Origin of the sequence: Massilia sp. CT11-108 (assembly GCF_047302915.1) — a bacterium.
Lineage (GTDB): Bacteria > Pseudomonadota > Gammaproteobacteria > Burkholderiales > Burkholderiaceae_D > Telluria > Telluria orientalis.
The window spans coordinates 1-836 of record NZ_JBKYMO010001044.1 but is presented as its reverse complement, the minus strand read 5'-3'; the positions used below and the strand labels follow the sequence as shown (position 1 = coordinate 836).

The 836-nt window shown below is 63.3% G+C and carries 2 protein-coding genes; both read left to right on the top strand.

What is annotated here, in order from left to right; translation table 11 throughout:
• The coding region (locus ACEN88_RS33015; RefSeq protein ID WP_413346510.1) for a protein phosphatase CheZ at nt 1–685 on the top strand (685 nt) is incomplete at its 5' end.
• Nucleotides 685–836, top strand: a 152-nt coding sequence (locus tag ACEN88_RS33010) for an Hpt domain-containing protein (RefSeq protein ID WP_413346512.1), incomplete at its 3' end; no start/stop codon positions are given. The genes ACEN88_RS33015 and ACEN88_RS33010, both read left to right, overlap by 1 nt.

Genomic DNA, 836 nt, shown 5'->3' with positions numbered 1-836 from the left:
TGTCGTGCCTGCTCCGGCCGCTCCGGCCGCTGCCGCTCCGGCCGAGGGCGGCGAGGAAGAACACAAGGGGATGTACGAGCGCCTCGGCGGCATCGTGCGCCTGCTGCACGATTCGCTGCGCGAGCTGGGCTACGACAAGGCCCTGACCGAGGCGTCGTCCCAGATCGTGGACGCCCAGGACCGCCTGGAATACGTCGCCACCCTGACCGAACAGGCCGCCAACAAGGTGCTGAACACCCTGGACGACGGCATGCCGGCCCAGGACCTGCTGTCCAAGCAGGCCAAGGACATGGAGAACCGCTGGGACGACCTGTTCGCCGGCAAGCTCTCGATCGAACAGTTCAAGGCCCTGGCCGGCGATTCGAAGCAGTTCGCCCAGCTCGTGTCGGAAGCGACCGAAGCCGAGAAAGCGCGCCTGCTCGAGATCATGATGGCCCAGGACTTCCAGGACATCACCGGCCAGCTGATCAAGAAAGTGGTCGTGATTACGAAGACGGTCGAGAACGAGCTGACCCAGCTGCTGAAGGACAGCGCTCCGCCCGACGTGAAGGAAAAACTGGCGCAGAAACAGGCCGCACAGGAACAGCCGCAGCCGCCGCAGCAACTGATGTCGGGTCCGTCGGTGCCGTCCGCGGCGCTCGACCAGGACAGTGTCGATGACCTTCTTGCCGATCTGGGATTCTAATGGATGAAATGCTCAAGGATTTCGTCGTCGAGGCGATGGATCTTGCAGCGAATGTCGAAGAGCATCTGCTGCACCTCGAACGCGATCCCGACAACAAGGAAACGCTGAACGCGGTCTTCCGCTCGTTCCACACGATCAAGGGTGGCGCGGG